Origin of the sequence: Proteus sp. G3927, assembly GCF_963894685.1 — a bacterium.
GTDB classification, from domain to species: Bacteria; Pseudomonadota; Gammaproteobacteria; order Enterobacterales; family Enterobacteriaceae; genus Proteus; species Proteus mirabilis.
Genome location: NZ_CAWQGX010000021.1, coordinates 1 through 26,914, shown reverse-complemented (window position 1 = coordinate 26,914; position 26,914 = coordinate 1). Strand labels below are relative to the sequence as shown.

18 protein-coding genes and 4 pseudogenes are annotated in these 26,914 nt (G+C 40.9%); 16 read left to right on the top strand and 6 right to left on the bottom strand.

Translation table 11 applies throughout. The features are described 5' to 3' along the window. Nucleotides 1-701 (top strand): annotated as a pseudogene (locus AACV00_RS07295) (IS5 family transposase); the annotation flags it as partial. Here the strand turns inward: AACV00_RS07295 and AACV00_RS07290 are convergent. Next, nucleotides 659-928, bottom strand: coding sequence for a transposase (locus tag AACV00_RS07290; RefSeq protein ID WP_004916000.1), 270 nt, complete (start codon nucleotides 926-928; stop codon nucleotides 659-661). The pseudogene AACV00_RS07295 and the gene AACV00_RS07290 sit on opposite strands and share 43 nt — an antisense overlap. A 524-nt stretch (nucleotides 929-1,452) precedes the next feature. Here AACV00_RS07290 and AACV00_RS07285 point away from each other — a divergent pair. The 7 genes from AACV00_RS07285 to AACV00_RS07255 all read left to right on the top strand — a co-directional run bounded on the left by AACV00_RS07285 (nucleotide 1,453) and on the right by AACV00_RS07255 (nucleotide 7,961). Next, nucleotides 1,453-1,653 (top strand): helix-turn-helix domain-containing protein, encoded by a 201-nt coding sequence (locus tag AACV00_RS07285; RefSeq protein WP_237584671.1) that lies wholly within the window; start codon nucleotides 1,453-1,455, stop codon nucleotides 1,651-1,653. Between the two features lie 154 nt (nucleotides 1,654-1,807). After that, on the top strand, nucleotides 1,808-2,554 hold the full coding sequence (locus AACV00_RS07280) for a hypothetical protein (protein ID WP_161680094.1): 747 nt from the start codon (nucleotides 1,808-1,810) through the stop codon (nucleotides 2,552-2,554). Nucleotides 2,555-2,728: 174 nt separating this feature from the next. Then, nucleotides 2,729-3,250: a CS1 type fimbrial major subunit gene (locus tag AACV00_RS07275; protein WP_161680092.1), complete on the top strand. Its 522-nt coding sequence runs from the start codon at nucleotides 2,729-2,731 to the stop codon at nucleotides 3,248-3,250. 144 nt (nucleotides 3,251-3,394) lie between these two features. After that, complete coding sequence (locus AACV00_RS07270) at nucleotides 3,395-5,806, top strand: TcfC E-set like domain-containing protein (protein ID WP_161680090.1); 2,412 nt, start codon at nucleotides 3,395-3,397, stop codon at nucleotides 5,804-5,806. After that, complete coding sequence (locus AACV00_RS07265; protein ID WP_161680088.1) at nucleotides 5,806-7,053, top strand: hypothetical protein; 1,248 nt, start codon at nucleotides 5,806-5,808, stop codon at nucleotides 7,051-7,053. Before AACV00_RS07270 ends, AACV00_RS07265 begins: the two co-directional genes overlap by 1 nt. 256 nt (nucleotides 7,054-7,309) lie before the next feature. After that, nucleotides 7,310-7,666: a transposase gene (locus tag AACV00_RS07260; protein WP_220128212.1), complete on the top strand. Its 357-nt coding sequence runs from the start codon at nucleotides 7,310-7,312 to the stop codon at nucleotides 7,664-7,666. Beyond that, a complete protein-coding gene (locus tag AACV00_RS07255; protein ID WP_161680086.1) occupies nucleotides 7,635-7,961 on the top strand; it encodes a hypothetical protein in 327 nt (108 codons plus the stop codon). Before AACV00_RS07260 ends, AACV00_RS07255 begins: the two co-directional genes overlap by 32 nt. A 161-nt stretch (nucleotides 7,962-8,122) precedes the next feature. Here AACV00_RS07255 and AACV00_RS07250 read toward each other — a convergent pair whose 3' ends face one another. The 3 genes from AACV00_RS07250 to AACV00_RS07240 are packed head-to-tail and all read right to left on the bottom strand — an operon-like array spanning nucleotide 8,123 to nucleotide 12,309. Beyond that, entirely contained in the window at nucleotides 8,123-10,456 is a 2,334-nt protein-coding gene (locus AACV00_RS07250; protein WP_150375736.1) for an AAA family ATPase, read from the bottom strand. Then, complete coding sequence (locus AACV00_RS07245) at nucleotides 10,431-11,096, bottom strand: ABC-three component system middle component 1 (RefSeq protein ID WP_150375734.1); 666 nt, start codon at nucleotides 11,094-11,096, stop codon at nucleotides 10,431-10,433. Before AACV00_RS07245 ends, AACV00_RS07250 begins: the two co-directional genes overlap by 26 nt. Then, nucleotides 11,077-12,309 (bottom strand): ABC-three component system protein, encoded by a 1,233-nt coding sequence (locus tag AACV00_RS07240; protein ID WP_150375732.1) that lies wholly within the window; start codon nucleotides 12,307-12,309, stop codon nucleotides 11,077-11,079. Before AACV00_RS07240 ends, AACV00_RS07245 begins: the two co-directional genes overlap by 20 nt. A gap of 980 nt (nucleotides 12,310-13,289) precedes the next feature. Here AACV00_RS07240 and AACV00_RS07230 point away from each other — a divergent pair. From AACV00_RS07230 to AACV00_RS07195, 8 genes and pseudogenes are all read left to right on the top strand, one after another. Further along, nucleotides 13,290-14,225, top strand: coding sequence for a WYL domain-containing protein (locus tag AACV00_RS07230; RefSeq protein WP_161680084.1), 936 nt, complete (start codon nucleotides 13,290-13,292; stop codon nucleotides 14,223-14,225). 37 nt (nucleotides 14,226-14,262) lie between these two features. After that, nucleotides 14,263-17,595 carry a helicase-related protein gene (locus AACV00_RS07225; RefSeq protein ID WP_161680083.1) on the top strand — a complete coding sequence of 1,111 codons (3,333 nt, stop codon included), beginning with the start codon at nucleotides 14,263-14,265 and terminating at the stop codon, nucleotides 17,593-17,595. A gap of 3 nt (nucleotides 17,596-17,598) precedes the next feature. Further along, nucleotides 17,599-18,285 (top strand): DUF4391 domain-containing protein, encoded by a 687-nt coding sequence (locus AACV00_RS07220; protein ID WP_161680081.1) that lies wholly within the window; start codon nucleotides 17,599-17,601, stop codon nucleotides 18,283-18,285. A 73-nt stretch (nucleotides 18,286-18,358) separates the two neighbouring features. Further along, complete coding sequence (locus AACV00_RS07215; RefSeq protein ID WP_161680079.1) at nucleotides 18,359-20,221, top strand: site-specific DNA-methyltransferase; 1,863 nt, start codon at nucleotides 18,359-18,361, stop codon at nucleotides 20,219-20,221. Nucleotides 20,222-20,230: 9 nt separating this feature from the next. After that, entirely contained in the window at nucleotides 20,231-23,308 is a 3,078-nt protein-coding gene (locus tag AACV00_RS07210; protein ID WP_161680078.1) for a type III restriction-modification system endonuclease, read from the top strand. Between the two features lie 46 nt (nucleotides 23,309-23,354). Continuing rightward, the gene (locus AACV00_RS07205) at nucleotides 23,355-24,323 is read left to right on the top strand and encodes a hypothetical protein (RefSeq protein ID WP_161680076.1); all 969 of its coding nucleotides are present in this window, start codon (nucleotides 23,355-23,357) and stop codon (nucleotides 24,321-24,323) included. A 118-nt stretch (nucleotides 24,324-24,441) separates the two neighbouring features. Beyond that, a pseudogene (locus tag AACV00_RS07200) lies at nucleotides 24,442-24,956 on the top strand (TraI domain-containing protein); the annotation flags it as partial. Between the two features lie 171 nt (nucleotides 24,957-25,127). Further along, nucleotides 25,128-25,660 (top strand): annotated as a pseudogene (locus AACV00_RS07195) (antiterminator Q family protein). Between the two features lie 74 nt (nucleotides 25,661-25,734). Here the strand turns inward: AACV00_RS07195 and AACV00_RS07190 are convergent. After that, nucleotides 25,735-26,154: a lipoprotein gene (locus AACV00_RS07190; protein WP_150375720.1), complete on the bottom strand. Its 420-nt coding sequence runs from the start codon at nucleotides 26,152-26,154 to the stop codon at nucleotides 25,735-25,737. A 37-nt stretch (nucleotides 26,155-26,191) separates the two neighbouring features. Then, a pseudogene (locus tag AACV00_RS07185) lies at nucleotides 26,192-26,914 on the bottom strand (IS5 family transposase); the annotation flags it as partial.

Sequence of the window (26,914 nt, the reverse complement as noted above, 5' to 3'; positions counted from 1 at the left end):
CTGGGTACGCACCGCAAGCGGGTTGATAATCGCGCTGCAATGAACGCCATTTTCTTCGTACTCAGGACGGGTTGCCAGTGGAATGCGCTAAATGCCACCGGTATATGCTCGTCAAGCTCTGCTCATCGCCGATTTCAGGAATGGCGGGATGCTGGAGTATTTGAACGCTTCTGGCAAAACGGGTTGCTTGCTTGCGAACAGTTGGACGCTATTGACTGGTCGTGGCTGTCGATGGATGGTTGTATGACCAAATCACCGCTGGCAGGCTCAAAAAAACAGGCAAGAACCCAACAGACCGGGGGAAACGGGGCGTAAAGCGCAGTCTGATGACCGATGCGAACGGATTGCCTCTCTCTGTGGTGGTCGCTGGAGCAAATACGCACGACATAAAGCTGGTTGCGGATACGCTCGATGCCCTCCAGACGGGCAGACCGGGCAAGAGGCTCCGGTTGTGCATGGACAAAGGGTATGAAGCGGAATGGTTGGGATCGTATCTGAAAAGTCGTCGCTATGAACCTCATATCCAGTCACGGAAGGATGAGTCAGAAGCCATCAAAAACACGGATTTTAAGGCTCACCGCTGGATTGTAGAGAGAACACACAGTTGGATGAATCGCTACCGTCGTGTCCTGACTCGTTGGGAGAAGAAAGTCGAGAATTATGAGGCGATGCTGCATTTTGCCTGTGGTGTCATTGTCTGAAATAAAAACCTATTGGGATAGGTTCTTAATAGCTCAGCTCTCTCATCGGAATTCAAACTACTACCAGATCGCTCAGCGTCGAATTTTGCTTTCCAGTTATAAAGTAATTTATCGGTGCTCCCTAAAGAAGCTGCCGCTTTTGGTATGCTATAACCTTGCTCGGTGACTAATGCGATCGCCTCTTGCTTAAATTCAGCGGTATAAAACCTATTTTTTCGTTTTTTCATTTAACACCTCAATAATTGGATTATATTCCATTATTAAAGTGTCCTGATTTAGTTGCGCAGAATAATCAATATTCATCACGCATACTCAATCACCAATTTTTACCCTAAGATTGAACGATAAAAAAAACAGCAATAACGCGTAATATGTTAGATTTAGTTTCAGAATATGTATTAATATTTTCAATTGCAATCTAGTCATCCACGTTATCATTTCCCAGGAAACTTAATATCTTATAAAAAATCTATTTAAAATCATAAAGTAATACACATAAAAATAAGGATATTGACAATAACGATCAATATAAAGTGAATTGATAGTTGTAAGTTATCACAAACAACAATATTGATCGGATTAAACTATTTTCATCACTTCTTAATTCACTCTAATATTTATTACCAGCAATTTTGATATTAACCATATTTTAATTTGGTAAAACGAGTGGTTCGCGTTAATGAGATACAATATATCAAGTGCAAGTGTTCGCATAGGTGCATTTTTTCGAAAACACAGAAGATTACTAGGTATGTCGGGGAAAATATTAGGACAAAAATTAAATATCTCCCAACAACACATCTCTCGACTAGAACGAGGGCAAGCAACATTTTCAATCGAAATCATTCTGCAATTATTAAATGAGATTGATAAAACGTTACTTGATTTAATTGTCGAGGTATTTTATGAAGATCCCTGTGAAGTTTTAATTGAATATCAACGTTTGCGTTAATTCAGTACTGCATTAACGCAAAAGAAAATAGCCTACATTTTCCATTAATCTGTTTTCTGGGATTATTTTAAGTTTTAAGATGAATTAGATTGGGTATTTGTGTTGATTTTTAATTAAAGTTTTATTTTTTATTATATAAAAAATTGGAATATGTATGCTTAAACGAATTCACTTTATTTTAACATTGTTATTAATGAGTATAACAATATCAGTATGTGCCGCACCTTCCATTGGTATTGGTAGTATGTATGATGTTTTTACACCGGAAACACAAAGCCTGACCAAACGCGTATATAATACAGGAACATCTACCGCATTTGTTCGTGTTGAGGTATTGGAGATTGATGTTACCCCGAAAATGAATCAACGCGAATCAACACAAAAAGAAGTTGACGCAGGCTCATTAACACAAGAACGACTCATTGTCTCACCACTAAGATTAATCATTCCTCCATCGGGCTTTCAGACTGTACGTATATTGTGGTCAGGAGCGCGAGATAAAGAACGTTATTTTAGGATCCGTTTTACCCCTGTACTCCCAGAAGAAAATGATGGTTTTGGTATGAGCAAGGATGAAATAACTCAATACAAGAAAAACGCACTGGAGGCCGGAATTAATGTATTGACTGGGTATGGTAGTGTTGTTGTGATGCAACCTGAAAAACCTTTATTTAATACCGTTATTGACGATAGGAACAAACAAATAGCAATAGTAAATAAGGGAAATGCTACCATTATATTAGATAATATCCGTTATTGTGAAAACGCAAAATCACATTGCGAGAACAAATCCCGAGAAATTATATTGCCTGGGAGGGAGTTTATTTTACAAAAAAAACAGAATAACAAAATCACCTTCACATTAATTGAAGGTGATAAATCAAAATCATTTAATTATTAACATTAACATCAATCTAGATAAATAATTAATTTTAATTTTAATTTTAATTTTAATTTTAATTTTAATTTTAATTTTAATTTTAATTTTAATTTTGTTTTCTAGTTATAGAAAATAAATAAATAGGAAAACAGCGTTTTCCTTCTTTTTTTTAATCATCATAAATGAGGTATTCACATGTTAAAAAAATCATTATCCGCGATTTTAATGTCTTGCGCGGCTTTAGGGTCAATGACTGTTCACGCTGCGGATGAACAACGCTACGCTATCGACTTAACGGCCACCATCCCAACAGATGATTTTCAAGTTATTCCTGTTGAGGGCGGCTGGGTTAATCAAACGCAAGAAATGGTTTACGATTTAGGAACGAAGAAGTTGCAAGATTTTTCCAAGCAATTTCAATATAAAAATACATCCGGTGGTATTCAAGCAACCTTAACGAATACCGATTCAACTGGCACAGCTATCTTATCAAATGGAACAGATATCATCCCGTTAACTGTTACCTTTAATGGTGTAGCACTCAGCAAGACGGCTAATACCGTAGTTGATGCCGCCGCTGCCAAAACAGGCGGTCGTGCTAATCTTCGCATTACACAACAAACAGACACACCTCTAACTGTGACAGGCTCTTTTACTGGCCAAGTGGCAATGGTTTTTGAACCAGCGCTTGTCGCGCCTCCTGCTGGAGACAAATAAGTTACTCAAGTGATGAAGGCCTTTGAGGCCTTCATCCTTATTACTTAGTCTAGTCGTTCGTTATTTCAATTGTGTTTGTGCATTTATCGAGTGACTAACTATTTTTTATAGTGTTTGTATTTTTTGATTCGGCTAAGAATGAATATGAAAGTATTATTTACTTTAATTCTAGCACCTGGAATAGCTTTGGGGGCAAATTTATTATCAGCAGGCAATACGATAAAAGTTCCTGATGAATTTAAGCAGTATTTTTATAATTCAGAAATTGTTTCTCAAGTGTATCTTAATGATTCTCCGCTTTTTGATGCTGTCTTTTCGCTTCATGAAAATGGACAAATTAATCTCCTACGAATTTTAGATGAAGAACCAGATATTAAACCTCAAGTTAAAAATGAGTGGGCTAATATTTTACAAAAAGGGATCTCATTAGGTGCATGTCACTCCTCCTGCCCTGCAGGACTAATCTCTGCTGAATATCGACTGGATAACTCCTCGTTAAAATTATTTACATCACACTACGAAACTGAGCAAGTAAACAATGACTATATCCATTTGCCTAGCACTCTGCCAAATGGTGTCATTATGCACAATAATTTATCTGCCGTTTCGGTAGCTTCAGCGAAGACATGGAACTTTACCTCATCTATCGTGTCCTCGCTTTTAGGATGGACACAAAAAATATCGCTGCAGACCTACGGCTCTAGCCAAGCCAATCAAACACAAGAAACCAATATTTATGCACTATACACACAAAAGGAATTAGCAGGTAACTTTGTTCGCTTAGGTTTTTTTTCCCCGGACAGTGATAAGGGAAATGTTGAAACCAATGGATTTAGTACAGGCTCTGTTGCTGGAGCCATGTGGGGAACCTCAAATGCATTATTGATAAATAACGAAAGTGTCAGTGCTTACCCTATCTATGTCACCGCTGCCAATCAAGCAACGGCAGAAGTTTGGCTGGATAATCGCCTCATCTACTCGCAACAACTGCAACCAGGAATACAAGCTATTGACACTCGGCGTTTACCCAGCGGCATTTATAACATTACGATTAATACCCTAGAGAACGGTAAGATTGTGGATACTCAAATAGCTCAAGTATACAAGCCATTAGGATGGCAAAATCCCAATCAAAAATGGCGCTTAAATTTCTGGGGTGGGCAAAAAAGAGATTTAGTGATTAGCCGTAAGAACACCACCGAGAATAATAACGCGTTCATCGGCGGCGGTGCCGTCGATTACTTATTGACCCCCCGTGTTATCTTGGGAAGCAGTTTTTTAATGACCGCAGAAAAATATCAGCTCAGCGCAAGATCAACGGTAACACTGTCTTCCAATGATAGTCTTTTTGCCCAATATACCTTGACGGATGATGATTCACGAAAAAATTCGAGCGCAGATTTACGTTATTATCGGACGCTTTCACCGGGAAACTCGTTGAATGTCTTTTGGCGTCGAACTTCCCAGGATAGTTATCGCTCGACAGACTCGTCTAAGCAAGTTGGGAACGCGTGGGGGGCGTCAATGTTCACCCAATTACCGTGGGCGAGTTCACTGACATTGAATGGTCAATACATGAAAAATCCATCAAGAGAAGGGTTTGGGATTGATGCAGCATTGACAACAAAAGCCATTTTGGCTAATCGCGATGTTAATTTTCGAGTAAGTGCGTATGACCGACCTGGATTTAATCAAAAGAATCGGGAGCAAGGTGTGATGTTCGGAGTAAGCATGTCATTAATGCCGACTGCACAGCATACGTTATCAGTTGATGCGGGTATCAACGACAGTAACAGCTATTCGAGTTTAAATTATCAATGGCAACCCCAGGATGAAGGGGCACTACGTTGGCTAGGCGCTGGAATATCGCAAAGTGGTGGAAGCACACTCATTAACGGTAATGGCGCCTTGGAAAGTCGAGCGCTCAGTGGGGATGCTTATGTCCAGCATTATGTACAAGACAAAAGTACCACCGCGGGCATTAACTTAAGTCAGACACTTTTGCTGGGTGAAGGAAGACTTGCGGCGAGTAGTGGCGAACGTGGTTTAGGCATGGATTCGGCATTTATCGTAGATTTAGAATCAGATGACCCCGATATGCAAATTGTCGCTTCAGGCAGTGTTAGCGAAACAAAGTTATTCCAGGGCCGAAATGTTATTCCTGCGGATGTCTGGAAAAATGAGTCCATCCAGTTTTACAGCATGGGTGAACATAACGGAAAAGTTTTTCCTGAATATGAATCAATGCAAATGAATCGAGGTAGTGTGAAATATTTAAAATTAAAGGCCATCAAAACAACAGTGCTTGTGGGGATGCTGCAAGACAACCGAGGTCAAATGTTAAGACATCGTCAGGTGATTAGTGATATTAGTAGTGGCGTGATTAATGCTGAGGGCGTTTTAACATTAGATACGGGCATCAATAACCAAAAACTCACTGTCTTAGCCGATGGTCAATTACCCGCCTTATCGTGCCAGTTACCGGACGCCCTGTCATCGGAAAAAGCCGTACAGTTTTTTCCTGTTATTCGTTGTTCATCAATGGAGGGGTTATAATGCGTTATTTTCATTACATTCTTGGTATCGTCATGTTGGCACTCAGCGCATTTGCCCACAGTGTAACGATTAATTTAACTGCAGAGTTTACACCAAAGATAAATAACAATAACAGTGATGGTGTTTTTGTCAATACAACGCCAATCAGCGGTTATTGTAAGTACTATCCTCATTATTGTAATGCTGGCGCTGTAAGTGTTTATTTGCCGTTAACAACAACAATTTCCTACCCTATCGTTGCTTATAATGAACCTCGTGACGGAGTTTACTTTAACTTTCCTAAAACTCCCAGAACACTCACAGTAAGGAATCAGGATACAGGAGAAGCATTTGACGTTATATTTAGGATGACTAATTTTTCTTCAACAGCGAAAAAAAATACAAATTCGCTTGATTGGGACGAAGGCGGCAAAGATCTGAGTGCACCTCGGGGGGGAGGGTGTTCTTTTTATGCCACTTCAATGTCGAATAATTTATGGAATCGATTTATCTGGAATACAAGTAATAACACTCTCCCCTGCCTTAAAATAAGTAGAGTAGACAGAACCGAACCATCCATATTTGAAGATATGAGCATTGGTTACTCATTAATGGCTAAAGATAGCTTATTGGCGGTAGGTTCAGGAACCTATGTGGGAAAATTATCATTTACCGTAGGACCAGGAGGCGACTTTGATTTTGGCGATAACTATCAAGTCAATGAAAGTGTTGTTGATATCAATCTCACTCTTTCCGTTAATCATGATTTAATCGTGACTACAACGCCAGAAGGTCGTGCATTATCATTGCAACCTTGTAGTGTAGGTAAAGTTTGTACGGAAGAACAGGGAAAACGAAACTGGGAGCGTTGGATGATAACAAAAATCACTCCTCAGCTTACTGCTCGAAGTGACTTTTTAATTTCTTCAACGGGCGCATTTACAGTTTATTTGCAATGTGAATATATTCAAGGTGAACATTGTGCCATTAAAAGTGGTAATAATGGTCAACTGGTTCCAGTTAAGGCGTATTTGAGTTTGCCGAATAACATTATTAATCAACAAACCAATAGCACGGTTTTACGCGCGCCAATGGCAATCAATAAGGACGTTTTAAATAATACGTTCTTAACACGAGATATTGGAAGTAATCGTAAGGGAAGCATTGATTTTTTGGTCACTCAGCATGATGTTGATACTATGCTCTTGACAAGACCGGATACTTACCGAGGAACAGTGACTGTTATTTTTGACCCGAAAATATATTAATTTGAAACGAAATGAGTGGATCTAGTAGATATGAAAGTCTGGAGATCGGTGAGTAACCCCCGTGTTAGCATCGTTGTCGTCTAGATCTTTAAGGAGATAACTATGCTAGCTAATCCAGTTCCAATTGATGTGAAAACGAAAGGTCAAACTTGGTTGTTACTACCGTATAATGGGACTCACCGAAGAATTGCTAAAGAATTAGATGTGAGTCCTTCCGTGGTCTAAGTGGAGAAATGAACTTGTTGAAAGCGGTCTATTGCCTACAGAATTGCCGTTAGAAAATGCTACTGCTGATTTTTCAGCGGAGCAGAGATTTTTCATCGTGATTGAAACTGCAACAATGTCTGAGCGCGAGTTAGCTGAATACTGTAGGTCTAAAGGGGTATTTGTCGATGACGTTAAAGCTTGGCGAGCACTATCTATCAAGGCTCAGAGCGCAATATCGACTTCAGTATCACACAAAGAAAATAAGCTACTACATGAAGAAGGCAGAAAGATAAAAGCACTTGAGAAAGAGTTAGCACGTAAAGAGAAAGCACTCGCTGAAACCGCTGCACTACTGGTTTTGCGGGAAAAGTTCAATGCCCTCAGGGAAACCAGCGAGGAAGACTGATCCCTATTCCAGGCGGCTTAAACTAGTTACACTTGTTAATGAAGCTGTGCGCAAAGGGGCAACAAAGATAAAGGCTTGTGCCACTGTTGGGTTATCCATACGAACGTTTCAGCGTTGGACTCAGAACTCTGGTGAAGTCACAAGTAATATGCGTCAACAACCTCGGCAACATGAGCCTCATAATAAGCTCTCAGAAGCAGAAAGACAGCAGATATTAGATACCTGCAATACTCGTCATTTTTATCTGACTTTATTCCGATATGGAAATGATGGTACCGTCATCTGTACATCATAAATAGGTTTGAGCCTATCTTATCAATAACCAAAGTTAAAATAATGGTCCTTTTACGGTCCTTATCATGAGATTGAGTAACAAGGAATTACGGTAAGTGGTTAGCCAATTCATTCGCATTACCATTACGCCCCCTCGCTCTACTAGGTAGCCGAGGGTGGCTTTTACGAAGCGTCTTTTGCCAAAAGCTGCATGTTTAGCGAACTTGTTGTCAAACCGGCTCTGTCGAACCGGTAGCGCATATAGGCCGAGATATCGTCCTCGTGAGATGAGACAACCAACTGGCAATGTTTGAGTTCGCAACGGAGTAGATCGGTCAACGAAGCAACGTTTACTTCATCCAGTGATTGCGACGGGTCGTCAATCAATATGAGAGGAACCCGTGCATAGACTTTGTTGAGCGCGAGGAAAAAAGCAAGGCTGAGCGCAGACACCTGACCTGAACTCATGGACATGACTGCGTCGTGTTCAGACTTCTCAGCAGTCAGGAATCTCAGTTGTGTACCTTCGCGGCTCTCAATAAATAGGCCCAGGCCACGCTGGTAGTTTTGGATCAGCCGACCACTATAAATGTGGAATATGAACTCAATAGCCGAAATTGTTTGGTCAGTATAGTTCTGCTCGCTCTTTTTCAATGTGTTGCGGAGCTTTTCGATTTTACCTTGTACTTTTTGAGCTGCCATGGTTTCTTTTTCGATAAGATTAAGATCTTTAATACAAGTTTGGAGCCTAGAACTTTGAGCCTCGTTAGCTTTAATCGATATGTAATGCTCTTTATCCTTTAGGTCTTCAGCCGTGACTATGTAGAAGTCCTGTAGGTCTTTAAAAGCGCTATTTATGGTTTCTCGCCAGTCCTCTGGCAGCGCTAAGGCATCAGCTTCAACCTGTTTTTTATTTCTTAGAATCTCTTTGAGCTTTTCAAGTCGCTCATCTACTAAGTCATCAATTTCCGTGAATGAATCAGTAAATTGAATGTTTTCACTTTGCAGCTTTTCCAGTACTTGGGTTATTGCCGGGAGCCGAAGCTTAATTCTGCTCAGCCCTACATGAAGATTTGATTCAAATGTAGGCGTAAGGAGTTTCAGGCTGTCTTGTATAAAGGAGTCGATAAGTTTCAGCTCAGCGTCCATAGCAGCGATAAGGTTAACTAAGTCCTTACCGTCCTGGCCTAATGATTCTGAGATCTGTTTAGTTCTTGCTTCAATAGCATCTGCCATTAATTTGTGATCTTCCCAGTCAGCACCACAGAGAGGGCACAACTGCTCGTTGGGATAAGACTTTTTATGTTCCCTAAGTAACTGCCTTTTTAGATGTTCCAATTCGGCTACAACGTTCGCGTTGGCGCTACTTTTTACTTGTAGGCTGTTTCGAGAATTAATTTGTGACTCAAACCACTCAAGACGCTCACCTGCCCAACCTTGTAATGAACGGGCTTCTTCGAGCTTGATCACCGTAGCACCGCGTTTAATGATACCTGCTGAACGTTCTAATTCATCAATCCCTTTCTTGATAGCGTCAAGCACATCAAGCTTGCCTAGGTCTTTACCAAACTGCGCCAGACTTCTCAGAGATTCCTCATTACGACTGATGTAGGCATCAATTCTCTCGTTATGGACCCTAGTTTTTATCGTGGCTTTGAGTGGTAGAAGGGCAATAATCTTACTAACTGATTTCTGGTAGGCTGCATGGTCCACTGGCGAATACGTAGAGAACATTATCTCCTTGTCCCACCCCGGTTGGACATCAGTCGTCGAGAGTTTTTTGTACTCAATGTTCCCAGCTACTGCCTGCAATGTGCCCTTTAGGATGGCTATCTCTTCAATAAGAGATGCTGCTTTTGCCGTGCGTTCAGGATTATTGATGTACTTTGTAAGTTTGCTGTATACAGTGTTGCAGTTTTCAATCTCGGCTTCGATATCACTGATATTAAATAGGTTTCCTAGTTTATCCTTCCGTTCGTCTACTCGAGTGTGTAACAGCCGGTTTTGCCCTTGCTCCAGATAGTTAAGAAAAGAGAAGTTTTCCCTGAAATTCTTTCCGAAAATTTCATCAAGGAAATTGTTATCGCGCAGATTGATTTTAGTGAAGTCAGACGATTTGAATTCTGGCAGCTCATAAAGCTTGAAATTTTCGTATTTGTCTGCACGATTGTTTACTGGTTTTTTGAATATTGCAGCTTGGCAATGTCTAGCTAAGACAAGTTTGCGACCATCATTAGTAAATTCAATCTTAATGCAGAGATCGTTCTCTCCTGAGCGACTATTCCAGAAAAGATTGTCCGCGTAGTCTCTCTTGTTCTTGGTTAGTAATGTCTTGAATAGATTTTGTATTCGACTGATCTGGCCGGTAAGCAATAGTTCGATTGCGTCGAATATGCTTGTTTTGCCATAACCGTTAGGTCCGTCCAGAGTTAGCAAAGACGACTCGTCAAGATCCAAGTAGATATGCTTGAATGCTTTGAAGCTAGAGACTTCAATCTTGGATATTTGCCAGTTCATTTTTAATCATTTCCTTGATAATTTCGTCGGAGTTTTTATCTGTGACTTTCTGGATAGTCAAATACGTATCGTTTAGGCTGGCTTGTGCAACAGCCTCTGCTGCCTGTAACCTCAAGGACACAAGATTTTCTTGATGGCTAGGTAACTCTAAAAAAGGAAGCTTGATAAAGGTCTTCGCCGCAAAGCTGTATTGTGTGGCGATAAGAGGATTTTCTTTGTATTCAAGAAATTTTTTTTTGTCAGCAATAACTGATACCAGTTTGTCGTAGGTGTAATTAGTGAGTGCACTTTCTTCCGCGATACTGTAATAGAGAACATACTTTTTATAGAAGTGCGGATCTTCTTCAATTGCGAAAATTTCTTCTTCGTGATCTTTGAAATTGGCCAGCACATCAAGACGATAAATACAAATCAAGTCGCAGTTTTTCTTAAAGCTTGGGTTTCTGAGAAATTCACTAGGAGCAAGATGATTGATTCTATTATTCAATTCGGCTGGCTCAGGAAGATCATCAAGATTATATAGAACTGCGAACCTGATAGCAGATCCAGACTCGCGAATATAAAAGCTTGTGTTGTCCAAGTCGCGCTTACTAACAAAGCCATGTGCAACAAGTGCTTCATCAATGAGTTGCTTTATCATTCAGTCGTTCCTCCGCATCGTCTTTTGTTATCACGCTAATACATAGCGACTTGGTGATGTTGCTTTCGAGCTTTTCAGTGGTCTGCTTGCTGTCGAAGTCATCTGAGTTTGTAAATTTTGTATTAAAGGTGAATGAGGCTTCTGCTTTGCTGGCGATTAGATGGTTATACTCAAAAAGTAGTCTCAGCAGATCCCCGTTGTTTTTCATTTCACGGGTCATGTCAAACTCACACTCTTCGATTTCATCCACATCAAGAGCGGTAGGTACGTAAAATCGATTTTCGCTGTCAAGGTAGTGTGGGAGGTGGTTGAATATAGGCTCCACCGAAATAGCCTGGATGAGCTTGGTGTATCGCCTGATGTCGTTCGTCTGAACGTCTTGAAATCGCTCGGAGGGCTTCATCATCTGGCATAGGGCTTTCAATTCATTGATATGAGTTTCGCGAATGTGCTCACACAGACATCTAGCTCTCTCGTAAGTAGCGTCACTCATTGTTGGAAGCGCCTGATCCAACCTCTCTTCCAGGTGAGTTTGAAGCCTGGCCTTTAATGCAACTGCATAGTAGTCTCTATTCTGATAGGGGTTTTCGGTTAGTAGTTCTTCTAGAATATTTTTGGCCTTGATACGGCCCTCATATGCTGCTCTGTTTTCTGAAATTCCGCCAACCTGATTTAATTTATGATTGCATATTGCCTTGGTGCTGATTTTTTCAGAAAGTAAACAATAGTTAAAATTTATAAGGTTATCACTGACAATGATATGCTCTTTATTACATATTTTTTTTATGAGTTCTTTGGTGAGCCCTTCAATTTCGCCCAAGCCGCAATAATAGTTGTCTCCATAACGATAGAATTTTACTATTTCTCCGCTAGTGCCTCTGTGATCGTCTGTATTGTTTAGCGGGATAGATACATGGAAGTAACGTGTTGTCCCTTTGATTTTGTCGTGTTCGATTAAAGTAGATTGTTCTAGCGCTTTGGTGTAGCCACTTCGATATTTACTTATCTTAGCTTTGACTTGATGAGCCGTGTGTAGTTTTCCATTTTTATAAATAGCGAAGTCGTCACTACTGTCTAGCTGAAGCTCGAAGTCTAGGTCTCCATCGTGAATAATCTTTAGGGCGTGATATAGTGCAATTTTCCCTTGATAAACGAAACCGCTCCATGAGGATACGGCGCTTGCTGGATACTTATCATCATCTTCTTGGCTCACATTAAATCCTTTTACCATTAGCAAGCTGTCAGTATATTATAATATTTCAAAGCTTTTACTTAATTGTTTTAATTATGTTTCCTAAATCACATTTGATAACAAAAAACTTATAGTTGCTTAAATATCACACAATGAGAAAATGTGTTAAATTAGTTTGCCATACTGGAGTTAATTGATTGGTTGCCAATTTAGCAAAGATGCTGGATTATTTATATTTAAAAGAGTATTAGAGTTAACTTCCGCTCGTTGCTCACACTAAACATAACAGCCTTGGTTAGGCCTGCTCCGTGCAAGGAGTAGGCATTGCTAAAGTAAAGCTCCGTCAGATATCTAAAAGCTCATGGTTCGTCTGGATGGGGCTCATACAGGTTAACCGATCCCCGAGTGACGGGGTTGAGAGAGGAAACGGGAGCTGTTCGCTGTATACCTCATCGAAAGATATAAACGTTCTTTTCTACCACCGATTATTGTTAGATGGGCTAAATACCTCACTGTTAGCTCGGCAAAAGCCGTCAAAATCTGGGAACAGAGTTAGAAGTCTGATATCAAAAGTACGCTCCAGTACCCTCAGAAACTTTTTCTTTATTTTCGCGGTGAGTGCCGAGCGGATGATTAGTTTTGTGCTCAGGACTATGCGGTGCTATTTTTTCAGAGTTCATCGCTGATCCGTCATCTGCTACCTGTCATATTTTCACCTTCAGAAATTGCCCGTTACGACATTCTGACAATCCCTTCAGAAGTAGGTTTTTAGTCTTCCTTACAAAATAATTTATGATAGGATAAGGCCTAATAAAATTAATTAGGTTGGAGCTTATTCCGTACTTTATATCCATCAGTCCAGCTTCAACCCGTAGAGATGATTGAGTCAGTGTGGATGAATAACCGCGTTGAGCGGATCAGTTTAATGTGATGATGCGATGCCAGTCATGATTTGATAAACAGAGTATTAAGCCATTGGTTGAATGGGATAAACAAGACGCATGATAAATGATGGTCTGAAACAAACGGTAGGGGCGAAGTCATATAGGCTTTCGGAGATAGCGCAGTTGCCACAAGCAATCCGGGATCGCATTGCTCACATCGATTTCACCTTATTGTTTAAGGGGGAAGCGGTACGGGCAGATTTAGTCAATCGCTTCAGCATAGCTGCTACACAAGCAACGAAAGATTTCACGCTATACAGAGTGCTTGCACCAGGTAACATTGAGTATGACCAAAAGCTCAAGCTGCATAAACGAGGTGAAGCATTTGAGCCCTTGTTCGACTACGACGTCGTTCGAACATTGGCGACGATTAGCCAAGGGTACGGAGATGGCTTTACTGGCAAGATAAAACCGCCTTTTGCGTGTGAAGCGCCTTATCACCTTAACAAACCGAGTTTACCGATAGTGGCGAAAGTTACCGAGGCCATCCACAAAGGCAAAGCCTTGCGTATCACCTATGTGTCGTTATCGAGTGGTGAAACAATACGTGAAATTGTGCCGCATACGCTGGTGGACAATGGCCTGCGTTGGCATGTTCGTGGTTTTGACCGCAAACATAATGAGTTCCGTGACTTTGTGCTGACCCGCATTAAAGCAGCGGTTGTACTTGAAGACTCAAGGTTATCTGAAGCTGAACTAGAAACCCAGGACCGGCAATGGAACCGATTTGTTGAGCTGGAGTTAGTGCCGCATCCACGTATTGAGCACAGCGAAGCGATTGAACTGGATTATGGTATGGCGGCTGGCGTTCTAAAGGTTGAGATTAGAGCGGCAACGGCAGGCTATTTACTCAGACAATGGAATGTGGATTGTTCTTCCAACGCCACACTAAAAGATGGTGGAGCTCAATTGTATTTAAAGAACAGAGCAACACTTTATGGAGTTAAAAACATCATGCTAGCTCCAGGGATTGAAAAAGAACTTGGTAACTAATGCACAAAAACGAACTTGGCGCAGGGTATAAATTTTGATGAAAATAATCGATAACCTTAACAACCTATTAGGTGACGAGCTTCAACAGACGCTGGCACCGAACACAAAGTTAAAGATTGCTGCGTCTTGCTTTTCTATTTATGCGTATGAGGCTCTCAAAAAGGAGTTAGCGAAGATAGACTCACTTGAGTTCATCTTCACATCACCTACTTTTGTCGCGGATGAAGTTACCGATAAATTCAAAAAAGAAAAACGAGAGTTCTTTATCCCCAAAGCTGGGCGTGAACGCAGCCTTTACGGAACTGACTTTGAAATACAGTTAAAGAACAAGCTCACTCAAAAAGCGATCGCTAAAGAGTGTGCAAATTGGATCAGAAAGAAAGCGACATTCAAATCAAACAAAACTGATTCTCCAATGCAGTCGTTTGTTGTGACGGAAGCACCTAGACAGCAAACAGAGACAAAGAGTGCAGTTTTTGCTCCGGTTAGCGGGTTTACGGCGGTTGATCTAGGGTATCAGCGAGGAAATGCTATTTCGAATTTTGTGCAAAAAATCGATGAGCCAAATTTCACAGCCCAGTACTTACAGTTATTCGACCAAATTTGGAAAGACCCTGCGAAGCTCCAAGATGTTACTAAAACCATTTGCGAGCATATAGAGTCTGTCTACCAGGAAAACTCGCCTGAAAAAGTCTATTTCATTATTTTGTATAACATTTTTAATGAATTCCTTGATGATATTACAGAGGATGTATTACCAAATGATCGAACCGGCTATCAGGACACCTTGATTTGGAACAAGCTATTTAACTACCAAAAAGATGCCGCGACGGGGATTATCAATAAGTTAGAGACCTATAATGGCTGCATTCTGGCTGATAGTGTTGGTCTTGGTAAAACTTTTACAGCGTTAGCTGTCATCAAGTATTACGAGCTCAGGAACAAGTCCGTACTTCTACTATGTCCGAAAAAATTGGCGGATAACTGGCTCAACTTTAATCGAAACCTAAAAACAAATATCTTTGCTAAAGACCGTTTTAGTTACGATGTTTTGTGTCACACAGATTTGAGCCGAACCTCTGGCGAATCCTTCGGTACTCCGTTGAATAGAATCAACTGGGGTAACTATGATCTGGTCGTCATTGATGAGTCGCATAACTTTAGAAATAACGATGCAGTGAAAGATCGAGAAACTCGATATCAGAAACTGATGAATAAAGTGATTCGCGCTGGCGTAAAAACCAAGGTGCTGATGCTATCAGCGACACCAGTGAATAACAGATTTACTGACCTAAGGAATCAACTTGCACTGGCTTATGAAGGTGAGTCGAGCAATCTCACAAAGCATCTTAAAACCACAAAAAGCGTGGAACAGATATTCAATCAAGCACAAGCCGCATTTAACGCTTGGTCCAAACTAGACCCAGAGACGCGAACAGCTAAAGCCATTCTCGATGCCTTGGATTTTGACTTTTTTGAACTGCTTGATAGCGTCACTATCGCTCGCTCACGAAAGCACATCACAACTTTCTACGACACAACAGATATTGGCCATTTCCCTGAACGTAACAAGCCAATCTCGTTTCATTGTCCGCTTACTACTCGTTCGGATGTAGTAAGTCTGAATGAGATCTTTGAACAGCTTAAGCTACTCAAGCTATCTGTCTATGCGCCAGTGAGTTATATCCTACCGAGTAGGTTGAAGAAATATGAGGATATGTATGACACGCAAGTTGAAGGCGGAAAAGGTAAGTTAAAACAAAGCGACCGCGAAAAAAGCTTAGTTGCATTGATGACAACGAACCTTCTAAAGCGTCTTGAGAGTTCTGTATACTCGTTCAGAAGTACCTTGCAATCCCTTCATGATAACCATGTTCGTGTTCTAGGTATTATCGACGAATTCTATAAGCGAGACGGGCAAACCGAAGTGAGCAGTCTCGTTGAAGCGCTTGAGTCTATTGAAGCAGATGAAGACGATATGCCCTCTTATCACGATATGGAAATCGGCAACAAGATCAAAATCAAGCTGATGGATATGGATCTTCCATCCTGGCAGCAGGATTTAGATGGCGATTTGGAGCTGATCAAAGGGTTACTAGATTCTGTTAGCAAAATTAAGCCAGAAGAAGATGCTAAGTTGCAGCATCTGAAATCACATATTGCTGCAAAAATAAATAATCCGATAAATCCTGGAAACAAGAAAATCATCGTGTTCACGGCGTTTGCTGACACCGCTCAATATCTGTACGAGCAGTTGTCACCTGTGATGTTAAGCGAGCATAGAATCCATACTGCGATGATCACTGGTGGTGCCAGTTTACCTAAGACCACCTTAAAAACCGGACGAAAAGGTTACGACACACAAGAAGTGCTCACCTTGTTTTCGCCAGTTTCCAAATCGAAAGCAAGTGTATTACCTGACGAACCCGCTGAAATCGATTTGTTGATTGCTACAGACTGTATCTCTGAAGGACAGAACTTACAGGACTGTGATTACTTAATTAACTTTGATATTCATTGGAATCCAGTTCGGATTGTTCAGCGCTTTGGGCGAGTTGACCGTATTGGCTCGCTGAATAAATGCATTCAGTTAGTTAACTACTGGCCTGATATATCGCTGGATGAGTACATCAACTTAAAAGAACGTGTTGAAAGTCGAATGACGATTGTTGACGTGACAGCGACCGGTGATGATAACGTCTTAAGTAGTCAAGCTAATGATGTGTCGTACCGTAAAGAGCAGTTAAAGAAGCTGCAAGAAGAAGTCATCGAGCTTGAAGATTTAAAAACGGGGGTTTCTATCACCGATCTAGGTCTAAACGAATTTCGGATGGACCTACTTAATTTAATGAAACTCTACGGCGAACCAAGAAATGCACCAAGTGGCATGCATGCGGTGGTTGAAGCTAAGCCTGAATTAGGATTATTGCCTGGCGTGGTGTTTGCGCTGAAAAACGTCAATAACAGTATCGATAGAGATCTGCAAAACAGGCTCCACCCTTATTACCTTGTCTATGTATCGAATGAGGGGCACATCGTCGCTAATCATTTTGAGGTAAAGAGACTATTAGATTTAATCCGCAGTAGCTGTAAAGGGCAAACAGAGCCGCTCAGTGAGATTTGTGCGTTATTTAATCGCCTAACACAAGACGGTCGAGATATGCAGCGTTACTCTCACCTTCTAACGGATGCCATAAAAAGCATGGTTGAAGTTAAGGAAGAAAAAGATATTGATAGTTTGTTCAGTGGTGGCGCTACCTCAGCTTTAGTGAATACATTTGCCGGGCTTGATGATTTTGAATTGCTGGCATTTGTTGTGATCCAGCAAAAGCACCTGATGGAAAATAGTGCTCAGGATGAGGTTATCTAGTCTATGAACTCACCTTGGATATTTCCTGACAAAGCAAAGTTCGGTCGAGTCGTGCCGAAGAACAAAATATACGAACACAGCGCGGCAAGCGCTGGATTGAAGTCACTTTTTGTAGAGCAAGTAGATCAGATCCTTTGGGCTTACAAGCTATCGCCCAACACACTGAATATTCCTCAAACCAGTGAGGTCAGTGAAATACAGGTTTTCAGTGTGAAGCTTAAAGGTGACTCGATAGACGACAGCGTACTTAAAGCGATTGATTTGGCGATACCTTTTCCCATTCTATTTGAGGTATGGGTTGCTAGTGGTGAGCAAGGCCACTATGCAGCTTGCTATAAGCGTAAGGCAGAGAACGATCAGTCCAAATGGGTTTGTAGCCGTTATTTGTTCTCAGAAACGTTCTATTTAGGTAATGCATCAACAGTAACTTCTGAAGTATTGGGTTTGCCAACTGCAATCGATATGGCGGAGCTGTATCAAAAGCTTCTTGCTCGCTTGTTACCCATACCCAAACGTACCGCTGAGAGTATTGAAGAGGCCATTGAACGCTTGGTGGCAATTCAGGCATTGGAAAAGCAAATATCGCAGTATAAGAAGAAGGTTCACGCTGAGAAACAGTTTAACCGAAAGGTTGAACTCAATAAGCAGTTAAAGAATTTAAGGTGCAAGTTTGAAGAGTTACTCGCATAAAGAATAAACAATTTAAATGAGTTAAATAGTGCCACATGCTTTTTATGCAAGGCATCACGCAAAAGGTGAACACATGGATAAATTAAAAATGCACAGCCCCGACATGACGCAGCAAAATATAGAGAAAATTCAGGCGTTGTTTCCGAACTGCGTGACGGAATCAAGAGGGGCTAACGGAGAACTAAAGCTAGCCATTGATTTTGACCAACTTAAACAAGAGCTATCAAATTCAATCGTTGAAGGCCCGCAAGAGCGTTATCAATTGAGCTGGCCAGGAAAAAGGCAAGCTATGTTAACCGCAAATGCCTCGATATCTAAAACATTGAGACCATTCAAAGGTGAAAGTGTAGACTTTGATACTACAAAAAATTTATTCATCGAGGGTGACAATCTTGATGCATTGAAAATACTACAAGAATCATATTTAAATAAAGTCAAATTGATATATATAGACCCGCCATATAATACAGGGCGAGATTTTGTATATGCTGATAATTTTCACTCTTCTTCAGATGAGTACCTAGTTAATTCTAATCAGAAAGATAGCTCGGGAAATGCATTGGTGACTAATACTGAGTCGAATGGTCGCTTTCACTCGGACTGGTTGGGTATGTTGTATTCTCGTTTGGTTTTATCTAGAAGATTCTTAAGTGAGGACGGAGCTATTTTTATAAGCATTGATGATGGGGAAGTTGCCAATTTACGAAAAATTGCAGATCTAGTTTTTGGTGAAAGTAATTTTATAGCAAACGTGATTTGGCAGAAAAAATATACTAGGTCAAACGACGCTAGATGGTTCTCTGATAATCATGATCATATTTTGTGTTACGCAAAAAATAAAAATGCTATCTCGTTTAATATGCTACCTCGAAATGATAGCCAAATATCTGCATATTCTAACCCAGATAGCCATCCTAAAGGAAAGTGGAAAGCCACTCCACTTCACGCAAAGAGTGGTACAAATACCAGTTCATACACGTTTAAAAATGGCGTTACTTGGCAGCCGCCTAAAGGTACTTTTCGTCGATTTAATGACGAATCAATGAGAAGAATGGATGAAGGAAATGAGATATGGTTTGGTTCGGATGGTAATCAGACCCCTTCAAGGAAAAGCTTTTTATCGGAAATAAAAGATGGTGTGACGCCAGTCACGATTTGGCCGTATGATGAGGTCGGACATAATCACGAGTCAAATAGTGAATTAAAAAAGCTTGATTTAGGAGGTCTATTTACTAATCCAAAACCTGTTCGATTGATTGAAAGGATTCTTAGACTTGTTACTGATAGAGATTCAATAGTACTAGATTTTTTCGCTGGATCATCGACAACTGCCCACGCTGTAATGAAACTAAATGCTGAAGACGGCGGCAACCGCAAATTTATCATGGTTCAGTTGCCCGAAGAGTGTGATAAAAAATCAGAAGCCTTCAAAACTGGCTACAAAACCATTGCTGAGATATCAAAAGAACGCATTCGCCGAGCTGGAGCAAAAATATTAGAAGGCGAGTGCCACAAAGACTGGAATAAAGACGTTGGCTTCCGAGTACTTAAAGTCGATTCATCCAATATGGCTGATGTGTACTACTCTCCAGATCAAGTTACTCAGGGTTCGTTAGACTTATTGGTAGATAATATTAAAGCAGACCGTACTGATGAAGATTTACTTTTCCAGGTTCTACTTGATTGGGGCGTCGATTTAACCTTGCCAATCAGAAAAGAAACGATTCAAGGTAAATCGGTATTCTTTGTTGATGATGATGCGTTGGTGGCCTGTTTTGATCTGCGTATAAATGAAGCTTTGATTAAAGAGTTAGCCATAAAAGAACCTCTTCGCGTAGTGTTCCGTGATGACGGCTTTGAATCTGATGCAGTAAAAATCAATGCTGAGCAGATTTTCAAGCAAGTGTCACCACATACTGAAGTTAAAGCGATTTAAGGGGGGAGCATGAAGTTAAAGTTCAAAGTCCAACCTTATCAAACTGTTGCCGTAGAGTCGGTTGTTGACTGTTTTGCGGGGCAACCTAATACCTTCGGCGTAACCTACCGAATCGATCCTGGCGTTGCCAAAGATAAATTTGGCAACGCTGGCTGGGATATGAGTGACCAGGATGGTTTTAAAAATGCTGAACTCGCGATCACTGAATCGCAGTTATTGCAGAATATCCATGGTGTTCAAAGTAGGCAGAACCTCCCTGTTTCAGAAGCGTTAGTAAGTAATGCTTGCTCTAAGATTAATCTCGATGTCGAAATGGAAACCGGTACTGGTAAGACATATTGCTACATCAAAACCATCTTTGAGATGAATAAGCGCTATGGCTGGAGCAAATTTATTATAGTTGTGCCTAGCATCGCCATTCGTGAAGGTGTTTACAAGTCGCTACAAATCACCGGTGAGCATTTTGCCCAGAATTACGACGGTAAAAAGGCCCGGTTCTTTATCTATAACTCGAAACAATTGCACCAGTTAGAGAGTTTTTCTTCTGACAGTGGCATCAATGTGATGGTCATCAATATTCAAGCCTTTAATGCGTCAGGAAAAGACAATCGACGAATTTATGAAGAGTTGGATGACTTCCAGTCTAGGCGTCCTATTGATGTTATTAGTGCAAACCGTCCAATCCTGATTTTGGATGAGCCGCAGAAGATGGAAGGCAAGAAGACATTAGATGCCTTAGCCAAATTCAAACCACTGATGGTACTTCGATATTCGGCCACGCATAAGACAACACATAATAAAGTGCATCGCCTGGATGCGCTTGACGCTTATAACAATAAGCTGGTTAAGAAAATTGCCGTTCGTGGTATTTCAGTAAAAGGCTTGGCGGGAACGACAGCCTATCTATATTTGGAATCCATCGAGATCTCGAAAAAAATGCCAGTGGCTCGCATTGAGATCGAAGTTAAACAACAAAATGGCATTAAACGCATACCCAAGAAGGTTACTAAGGGCGATAATCTTTTTGATCTTAGCAATGGTCTGGACCAGTACTGTGACTTTGTGGTTACTGATGTCAACGCGATTAACGACACGGTTGAATTCAAAAATGGCCATGTTTTAACCGCGGGCGATGCCACGGGAGACGTGACCGAAGAGACAATTCGCCGCATACAGATCCGCGAGACAATTAAAGCGCACCTTGAAAAAGAAAAAACACTTTTTAGCCAGGGTATAAAGGTTCTCTCTCTATTCTTTATTGACGAAGTCGCAAAGTATAGGGATTACTCTCAAGCGGATGAGAAAGGTGATTATGCTCGCGTCTTTGAGGAAGAGTACTCCTTGCTTGTACAGGAGTATCTTGATGAGTTGACCCTTTTACCGAGTGAGCAGAATGATGCCTATAAAGCCTATCTATCGGCCATTGAAGGCTCTAGAACGCATAATGGCTACTTCTCAATTGATAAGAAATCAAATCGTCTTCAGAACCCTGGCTTTAAAGTTCGTGGTGAAGATGCCGGGCTATCAGACGATGTAGATGCCTATGACTTGATTCTAAAAGATAAGGAAAAGTTACTGTCGTTTGAAGAGCCTACTCGATTTATCTTTTCACACTCGGCCTTACGCGAGGGTTGGGATAATCCAAACGTATTTGTCATGTGTATGTTGAAACACAGCGACAATACTATCTCTCGTCGTCAAGAAGTTGGACGTGGTTTACGTCTGGCCGTCAATAAACATGGTGACAGACAGGACCATCCGGCAACTGTGCATGAAATTAATGTCTTGTCGGTGATTGCAAGTGAAAGCTATAAAGACTTTGTCACGAATCTACAAAAAGAAATCGGCGAGTCTCTCTCAGCGAGACCTAGAAAAGCAGATGAAGCTTATTTTATGGGTAAGACAATTACAACTGCTGATGGACCTGTAGAAGTAACACCTGTCATGGCTAAGCAAATTTATAAGTATTTGCTTAAAAATGATTATACCAATGAAGCTGACGATTCAATCGCGCCATCATTCCACCAGGCTAAGGCTAGTGGACAGTTAGCGCCAATGCCTATTGAGCTAGAGCCTTACCGAGAGCAAATATTGACGCTGATAGAAGGTGTTTATAGTGACGCGCAATTGCTAGGTGTTGTTGATGATCGTAAACCTAAAAACAATCCGTTGAATGCTAATTTTGATAAGAAGGAGTTTCAGGAGCTTTGGCACAAAATCAATCGCAAAGCGGTTTATAAGGTTGATTTTGATTCGTCAGAGTTGATTAAAAATTGTATTCAGGTACTCAATAAAGAGCTTAAGGTAACGCCTCTTCAGTACACTATTCAAGATGGTGTTCAATTGGATGGCATTACCGACGAACAACTCAAAGCTGGACAAAGTTTCAAGGTGAAAAACACTGAGACTGAAACTCATCAATCGAGCATTCATTCTGCTGTTCGTTATGACTTGGTGGGTAAGTTGGCTGAAAATTGTGTGCTGACTCGCAAAACAATTGCCGAAATACTGATGGGTATAGAACCTGTAGTATTTGCACAATTTAAGCAGAACCCTGAGCATTTTCTCGCTGAGGCTTCACGGCTTGTAAAAGAACAAAAGGCATCTGTAATTATCGAGAAGCTATCATATGATCCAACGAACGAATCTTATGATGTTGATATATTCACGGCAGAGCAAAAAATCACAGATATGACAAAAGTCGTCAGTGGCGTTAATAAGCATATTTATGATTATGTTGTCGTTGATTCACAAGGTATTGAGCGGGACTTTGTTACCGAGCTCGATACAAGCAAAGAAGTCGTGGTTTATGCAAAACTTCCTCGTGGTTTTCTGATACCGACACCTGTTGGCGACTACAATCCTGATTGGGCGATTTCTTTCAAAGAAGGAAGTGTTAAACACATTTACTTTATTGCCGAGACTAAAGGAACGATGTCTTCGCTTGAATTGCGTGGCATTGAAGATCGCAAGATAGAATGTGCTAGGAAATTCTTTGAAAAGATTAATGCAGAGATAACGAGTGAAAACGTCAAATATGATGTTGTTACGAGTTACTCGAAACTAATGGATGTTATTAATAGTTAATTTTTACTTGTCGATAAGCTTTAAGTACTGATTTTTTGGGGTTTTCATGGATATATTTTTGCGCCTCCCAAAGCTGGCGCTTTGCTCTGATAGGGAGAGGTTCCCAAAATACAATGTTAATTCGGGTTCACCTGAAGATTGGTTTTCTATTCAAAGATTGAAAAAATTTGGACTTTTCCCGATTAATTTCGATTTTTTTGTTAACTGGTCAGCTGTGCCTCCAAAGGTTACAAGGAATATATGGATCAAAAGCATACTAAACTCTGAAATCGATTCACTTTTATGCGATGACGGGTCAGTTAATGAATCTTTGATCTTTAGTTTGTTAGCGAATCTTTATGGGGTTGACTTTTTAAAAGTCACCTCCAGTTTTGCTTTTGTAAATGCGTTGCATCTTGAATTTCTAATATTTAGAGATGTTGACTGGTATAGCAATCCAAACGAGAAGATTATTTTCTCAAGGGCTTTGAAGCATACTGATGGGGTGAGATTTAAATCAAAAGTTATTGGATTAGAAGAGCTTATGGGGAAAATAGCCCTTGGTTCTGGTGGAGAGGTTTATGTGGGCAAAAAGGGTCTGATATACGGTACGTCAACGCTTGAGTGTTATCTATCAAATACCTCATCTGCTTATCCTGGAGACGCCGACATGGTTTTAGTTGATATCAAGACTAGTAAACCTCGTTGTATTTTGGAGTTTAAGAAACATAACCTTTCATCATCTATAGAAGAACAAAAAGTTAGTAATTACTATCCTAGGCCAGATAAAAGAAAGTATGACCGATTAGCTGTGCTAAGGGATTTCTTTTTAGAAGACTTGGCTTTGGTTAATGTATATTACCCAACATTAGACTCGCATTATCAAACAAAAGTGGAAATTATTTCGGGTGGTATTGGCAGCATTAAGAGCTGCAAGGCTGCTATGATTAATCTGCCAAGTATATCATCAGAAGATTCAATGGATTTGTATGTAAAAGAGTTCGTCTGCCTACTGGAAGAGTATTTTAGATCTTAATATTTGTCAGTTTTTGGCTCCCTGTACTCTTAATTGCGAGATAAACTAACGTTTCTTGCATCTTACTCATCCTATATATATCGGTGAAACCTCTAAACTCTTGGGTCGGAGGTTCATCATGTTCAAAATCCTATTTTTTCAAGCCAAAGCAATACCAGAGCTGTCATCGCAACTGGATGCGGAAATTCCACGCTATCCGCCATTCCTGAAAGGGTTGCCAGCTGCGTCCCCCGAGGATTTGCAGTCCACACAAGACGAGCTAATTGCCAAACTGCGTCAGGTACTTGGCTTTAATCAGCGTGATTTTCAAAAGCTGATCCAGCCCTGCATTGACCATCTGGCGTCCTATGTTCACTTGTTGCAAGCTTCTGAGCATCATCATCACAGTGGTGCTGGTGGTTTATTACGTCATTCGTTGGAAGTTGCTTTCTGGGGGGCACAAGTAGCCGAAGGAATTGTCTTTGTTGCCAGTGGCAGACCTGTTGAGAAAAAAGAGCTTGAACCAAGGTGGCGTGTTGCAGCGGCCTTCGGCGTTTTGTTCCATGATATTAGCCCGTATCAGACTAGTCCCTAACAGACGAGGATGGCGGCTATCAGTGGAACCCTTTTAAAAGACAGGTAGCGCCCACTACCTGTCTAAGTCGCTTCTAGTACTGACTATAGCCTATCGTACGGTAATTCGAACTGTAGTGTTTAGAATATTCTTTAGCTAGGTAATGCGGCACCCAAAACATGGCAAGAAATTCACGGCACCCAAACTGAACTACTGGAACAAACGAAAAGAGAAGTAATGGAGCTGTGCGCATGTCGAGTATAAAAAATATCTCTGACGGACTTGTACTTGATACTGAGCAAGAAGCCTGGTTGAAAGGTTGGCTATCCAAGTTTGGTGCTTGAGTTTACAGCGGTAGATTAGAAAAGCGCCAAAGCAGTATCATCGCTGAATTTATGGCTACTGTGGAAAGCGTGATTATCCAGAAAGGGAAATGTGTAATGACGACGATGGAATATTAATCACCAAGGTGGTCGATAAAATTTATCATATAGACTGAGTCGCATTTACGTTATTGTTATTACGGTATGCCTTTGTGAGTTCAGATCGTGCCATTGCTCGTTATTATTATGGTATTGCACAGCCACGGCAAATGGTTTGCAGAAATCGCACGCTTGAATATCGAAAGCCCTCGATGGCCACATGCCGCCGTGAGGTAAAAGAAATCATCCGTTCTGCCGAGTATTTAATTTACACTCATCTCTATAATGCATTTAAAATACTCGATAATGAGTGGAAAAAGAAAAATAATAGTAAGAACGTGTTGACTTCTTTGATTCAATGAATCACTATCTAAAGGTAAGTTGCCCTTTTAGTAACTGTGACGAACTAACCCAGCCAATGTGCTGGGTTTTTTGTTTATTTTTCAGAACGGTATTTCATTATTTTTTCAAGAATTTCGAGTTTTGTATCTTGCTCTATCCTATTTAAATACTCGTATTCTGTTTTCTCAGAAATACTTTCATTTATTGTAAAATAAGATTCGTTATTATCCTGTGCCATCTTACAATAGATAGAATGTAGATACGCTTTATTCGATGTGTTCAGATCTTTTTTGCATTTGTAATAGATAACTTCGAGAAGCTCCTGATTTGTTCCTGTGTTATACAGCTTAGATAAATTCTCATCAATACAAACATCTGCGGAATCAAAAGATGTTTTAAATTCATTATAAATAGTATCGCAGTGAGATTTGTCTACGCCAGAATATTCATTTTTATAACTACATCCACTAAGAGCAATAACTGCCCCTATGAAGTACAAAGCTTTTTTATTCATATGATTTCCTTAGTTATAATTCATAGGTATTTAGAACCTATCCCAATAGGGTTTTATTCCAGACAATGATACCACAGGCAAAATGCAGCATCGCCTCATCATTCTCGACCTTCATCTCCCAACGAGTCAGGACACGGCGGTAGGCGATTCATCCAACTGTGTGTTCTCTCTACAACCCAGCGGTGGGCCTTAAAATCCGTGTTTTTGATGGCTTCTGACTCATCCTTCCGTGACTGGATATGAGGTTCATAGCGACGACTTTTCAGATACGATCCCAACCATTCCGCTTCATACCCTTTGTCCATGCACAACCGGAGCCTCTTGCCCGGTCTGCCCGTCTGGAGGGCATCGAGCGTATCCGCAACCAGCTTTATGTCGTGCGTATTTGCTCCAGCGACCACCACAGAGAGAGGCAATCCGTTCGCATCGGTCATCAGACTGCGCTTTACGCCCCGTTTCCCCCGGTCTGTTGGGTTCTTGCCTGTTTTTTTGAGCCTGCCAGCGGTGATTTGGTCATACAACCATCCATCGACAGCCACGACCAGTCAATAGCGTCCAACTGTTCGCAAGCAAGCAACCCGTTTTGCCAGAAGCGTTCAAATACTCCAGCATCCCGCCATTCCTGAAATCGGCGATGAGCAGAGCTTGACGAGCATATACCGGTGGCATTTAGCGCATTCCACTGGCAACCCGTCCTGAGTACGAAGAAAATGGCGTTCATTGCAGCGCGATTATCAACCCGCTTGCGGTGCGTACCCAG

Bases quoted from the DNA above. Each gene is read 5' to 3' on its own strand.
- AACV00_RS07225 (WP_161680083.1), top strand. From the start codon at position 14,263: ATGAAAATAATCGATAACCTTAACAACCTATTAGGTGACGAGCTTCAA.
- AACV00_RS07205 (WP_161680076.1), top strand. From the start codon at position 23,355: ATGGATATATTTTTGCGCCTCCCAAAGCTGGCGCTTTGCTCTGATAGG.
- AACV00_RS07275 (WP_161680092.1), top strand. From the start codon at position 2,729: ATGTTAAAAAAATCATTATCCGCGATTTTAATGTCTTGCGCGGCTTTA.
- AACV00_RS07255 (WP_161680086.1), top strand. From the start codon at position 7,635: ATGCCCTCAGGGAAACCAGCGAGGAAGACTGATCCCTATTCCAGGCGG.
- AACV00_RS07190 (WP_150375720.1), bottom strand. From the start codon at position 26,154: ATGAATAAAAAAGCTTTGTACTTCATAGGGGCAGTTATTGCTCTTAGT.
- AACV00_RS07245 (WP_150375734.1), bottom strand. From the start codon at position 11,096: ATGATAAAGCAACTCATTGATGAAGCACTTGTTGCACATGGCTTTGTT.
- AACV00_RS07280 (WP_161680094.1), top strand. From the start codon at position 1,808: ATGCTTAAACGAATTCACTTTATTTTAACATTGTTATTAATGAGTATA.
- AACV00_RS07265 (WP_161680088.1), top strand. From the start codon at position 5,806: ATGCGTTATTTTCATTACATTCTTGGTATCGTCATGTTGGCACTCAGC.
- AACV00_RS07220 (WP_161680081.1), top strand. From the start codon at position 17,599: ATGAACTCACCTTGGATATTTCCTGACAAAGCAAAGTTCGGTCGAGTC.
- AACV00_RS07270 (WP_161680090.1), top strand. From the start codon at position 3,395: ATGAAAGTATTATTTACTTTAATTCTAGCACCTGGAATAGCTTTGGGG.
- AACV00_RS07230 (WP_161680084.1), top strand. From the start codon at position 13,290: ATGATAAATGATGGTCTGAAACAAACGGTAGGGGCGAAGTCATATAGG.
- AACV00_RS07250 (WP_150375736.1), bottom strand. From the start codon at position 10,456: ATGAACTGGCAAATATCCAAGATTGAAGTCTCTAGCTTCAAAGCATTC.
- AACV00_RS07290 (WP_004916000.1), bottom strand. From the start codon at position 928: ATGAAAAAACGAAAAAATAGGTTTTATACCGCTGAATTTAAGCAAGAG.
- AACV00_RS07215 (WP_161680079.1), top strand. From the start codon at position 18,359: ATGGATAAATTAAAAATGCACAGCCCCGACATGACGCAGCAAAATATA.
- AACV00_RS07210 (WP_161680078.1), top strand. From the start codon at position 20,231: ATGAAGTTAAAGTTCAAAGTCCAACCTTATCAAACTGTTGCCGTAGAG.
- AACV00_RS07285 (WP_237584671.1), top strand. From the start codon at position 1,453: ATGTCGGGGAAAATATTAGGACAAAAATTAAATATCTCCCAACAACAC.